A 3,476-nucleotide genomic window follows, 5' to 3' on the forward strand; every position below is an offset into this window, starting at 1 on the left:
TCGAGCTTTCCCATGAATCTCTCCATTCGATCGATCGTCGGTGCTATGTACACCGCTCTGCGTACTTAACGTATCCGACCGCCTGGGTAGAGCGCAAGCTATGTACACCGATTCGTACCGAACTGGGTATGCTGCAGTTATGACGGAGTTGGAGAAGGGGCCTATGGGCCTGCGCCGCGGCAGGGGCGCACGGGAGCGCATCCTGGGCGCTTCACGACAACTGTTCCGCGACCAGGGCATCAACAGCACTGGTCTCGACCAACTCTGCGCGGTGGCCCAGGTGTCCAAGCGCACGTTTTACCAGCACTTCAACAGCAAGGACGAGCTGATCGCCGAACACCTACGCCGATTCGATCCCGACGTCCTGCCCGAGGTGTTCGACCGCACCGACCTCACACCTCGCGAACGGCTCCTCGCCGCCTTCGACATTCGCGCGCCGCTGTGCCCGTTCATCGCGGCGGCCGTCGAACTCCACGACCCCGGCCACCCGGCACGCGTGCACGCCCGCGACTACAAGAAGGCCTTCGCCGCGCGACTCACCGAAACCGCGCGCGAGGCCGGCGCCGCCAACCCCGAACAGCTCGGCGAACAACTGGCGCTGCTCTTGGATGGCGTTTCGGCTCGCAACCGAGTCCTCAACTCCGACACCTTCGCCACCGCCGCCGCCATCGCAGTCGTCCTCATCGACAACGCCATCCCGCGTGTCGAATGTGGCGACGAGCTCAGCCGAAGTTGACGCCGAGGGAGTCGAAGCCCGTCAGCGCCCCTCACGGCCCGCATTACGATCAGCTGAATGTTGACGGCGTTCGATCCAGTCACATGGCAACCGCGACGTATCGCCATCGCAGGTGTGTCGGGATCTGGTAAGTCGACTTTGGCCAGGTGTCTGTCGGACCGCTTGGGGATTCCCTATGTGGAGATCGACAGCCTGTTTCACGGCCCCAACTGGGAACCGCGAGGCAATTTCGTCAGTGACGTAGAGACGATCATCTCTGGCGATTCATGGGTAATCGAGTGGCAATACTCAGCAGTGCGAGACCAGATTGTCGAGCGCGCCGACACGTTGCTTTGGCTCGATCTTCCAACACGGCTGACTCTGTATCGGTTGGCGCGCCGCACGATTCGCAGGCGGCGACGGCAGGTGGAACTGTGGAACGGGAATTATGAAGGGCCCCTTCACGAGTTCTTCACCGACTCCGATCACATCTTGCGCTGGGGAATCCGAACCCGTAACAAGTGCCGTGACCGGGTACCTGCCATCGACGCGCTTCATCCGAGCTTGCGCGTGGTGAGGCTCGCTTGCCGGCGGGATATCGAATTGTGGGTCAGGAACGCTGCAGCCAACCCGTCTGCGTAGCCAGCTCACCTCGGTCAGCTCCACTGCCTGCTTGCCTCGACGTGAACAGAGCCGTCGTGAGTTTCTCGACTGGGTTCTACGTACCAAGTTAGTAGAAGGCCGGCTACGCGGTAATGATTCCCGCGACCGAGCGTCAATGCATTCGGTTGTTCATGACCCTGGCGTCATACCCCTATGGGGTATGACGCGGCTTCCGCCTATGATGGCGGACGTGATGAACGCGCGTGGCATGGCACCATTGCCGGCCGTCGCGCGGCTCTTGCTCCTGGTGACACTGCTCGCTGGGATCGTCACCATGCACGCCGTGACGTTCACGCTGGGCCACGACCACAACCCACAGTCCGCGGTAGCGGCCACGGCGCCGCACCACGCCACGGGTGGGCACGCGGACCATGCTCCGACGCCCTGTGACGCCGACGACTGCGGCCAGCAGCACACCGGCTTGCATGGATGCGTGTTCATCATGACTGCCGTCGCAATCATCGCCGGCCTCGTGATGCTGTGGTGGGTAGGAAACCGCAGCGCGATGCTTGTCGCACCGAAGATTCGGCGCAGCTACCGCCGCCGTCAACGTGCACCGCCCTGGACGGTGCTCACCCTTCACCAACTGTCGATTCTGCGGGTCTGACAGGTAGTCGTTCGTGGCCGCTCATCTCGAGCGGGTCACCCGCGGCACCTGTCCACACCACCCGACCATCGACACTTCGTAAGGGAAAAAGTCATGATCAGTTCCACCATCGCCGTCAAGTCCACGATCCTCGCAGCCGCCGTTGCGGCAGCCCTGACCGTGGCCGGCTGTACCGACATCGCATCCAACACGTCGACAAGCGCACCGATGCCCGGAATGGACCACGGCGGCTCGGCGGCGCCAGCAGCCCCGAGTGCTGCCCGCACCGACTTCGACGACGCCGACGTGATGTTCCTGCAGATGATGTACCCCCATCACGCTCAGGCCGTCGACATGGCCAAGCTCGTGCAGGGGCGATCCCAGAATCAGCAGGTCATCGCGCTAGCTCAGAACATCGAAAGCGCTCAGGGACCCGAGATGACTCAGATGACCGGTCTGCTGACCAGTTTCGGCAAGCCCGCGCCGTCGGCTTCGATGTCCGGCCATGACATGCCGGGGATGGGAGGTATGCCAGGCATGATGTCCGCCACGCAGATGGACGATCTCAAGGGGCTGTCCGGCACGGTGTTCGACCAGATGTGGCTACAGATGATGATCGACCATCACGGCGGCGCAATCGACATGTCCAACACGGAGCTGCGCGACGGCACCAACTCCGATGCCAAGGAAATGGCCAAGGCGATCATCGCCAATCAGCAGGCGGAGATCACCCAGATGCGGAGCATGCTCGGCCAGGGCTAAGCCACGGCCGCCGACGAGGGTGCTCGGCGGGCAACCGTCCGTCGAGCACCCATGGTGCGCAGGCAGTCATTAATCGATCGGCTTTGACCGTAGCCCTGTCGTAAAGCGCACATTGCGATCAAGCTCGCGAGTCACGCCATTTCACTCGATGGCAGCACCTACCCACGAAGAATGAAAACCTCGCCAGAAATACATAACGACGCTCGACCCAGCGCACCGAACCTCAGCCCTCGGTTCACCTTTGCCATTCTCTGCGACGGGGTCGCCAAGATCACTGGTACGGTTTATTTCGACACTTACGGCATAGCGGGAGATCAAACGTGGCTGAGCGAATCGTCCGACAACTCATCGATGACATCGACGGATCCGAGATACCGGATGGCGGCGGGGAAAGCGTTGAGTTTTCAGTACGAGGCGTCGCATATCACATTGATCTATCGACGGCGAACGTCACCAAGTTCGAGAAGGCACTAAAGCCTTATGTCGATGCGGCGATGAAAGTTGGCAACACCCGCGGGCGCCGGGTAAAGGCGACGACCAATGGCAAGTCGTCGCCGGAACAACTCGCGGCGATTCGCGAATGGGCCCGCAAGAATGGCCATGCGGTATCAGATCGCGGTCGAATCAAAACCGAGGTCGTCGAGGCGTTCGGGGCAGCGCACTAACGCTCTGCCGTCACTCCCCGCGGGTGTCGATGACGCGTTGCGCCACCTCGAGCAGCTTGGTGTTGGTGTCCTGCGACAGCTGCCG

The 3,476-nt window shown here is 61.9% G+C and carries 5 protein-coding genes; all 5 read left to right on the forward strand.

Annotated elements, in window-relative coordinates; genetic code table 11:
- Window positions 1-139: 139 nt before the first annotated feature.
- The 5 genes from QOD90_RS14340 to QOD90_RS14360 all read left to right on the forward strand — a co-directional run bounded on the left by QOD90_RS14340 (window position 140) and on the right by QOD90_RS14360 (window position 3,391).
- The gene (locus QOD90_RS14340) at window positions 140-736 is read left to right on the forward strand and encodes a TetR/AcrR family transcriptional regulator (protein ID WP_526350769.1); all 597 of its coding nucleotides are present in this window, start codon (window positions 140-142) and stop codon (window positions 734-736) included.
- 57 nt (window positions 737-793) lie between these two features.
- Window positions 794-1,357 carry an AAA family ATPase gene (locus tag QOD90_RS14345; RefSeq protein WP_526350771.1) on the forward strand — a complete coding sequence of 188 codons (564 nt, stop codon included), beginning with the start codon at window positions 794-796 and terminating at the stop codon, window positions 1,355-1,357.
- A 214-nt stretch (window positions 1,358-1,571) separates the two neighbouring features.
- On the forward strand, window positions 1,572-1,985 hold the full coding sequence (locus QOD90_RS14350; protein WP_526350777.1) for a DUF6153 family protein: 414 nt from the start codon (window positions 1,572-1,574) through the stop codon (window positions 1,983-1,985).
- Between the two features lie 93 nt (window positions 1,986-2,078).
- Window positions 2,079-2,726, forward strand: coding sequence for a DUF305 domain-containing protein (locus tag QOD90_RS14355; protein ID WP_526350773.1), 648 nt, complete (start codon window positions 2,079-2,081; stop codon window positions 2,724-2,726).
- A 320-nt stretch (window positions 2,727-3,046) separates the two neighbouring features.
- Window positions 3,047-3,391, forward strand: a complete 345-nt coding sequence (locus QOD90_RS14360) for an Lsr2 dimerization domain-containing protein (protein ID WP_526350775.1) — start codon at window positions 3,047-3,049, stop codon at window positions 3,389-3,391.
- Window positions 3,392-3,476 lie beyond the last annotated feature (85 nt).

This window comes from Mycobacterium sp. (assembly GCF_032161845.1).
Classification (GTDB): Bacteria; Actinomycetota; Actinomycetes; order Mycobacteriales; family Mycobacteriaceae; genus Mycobacterium.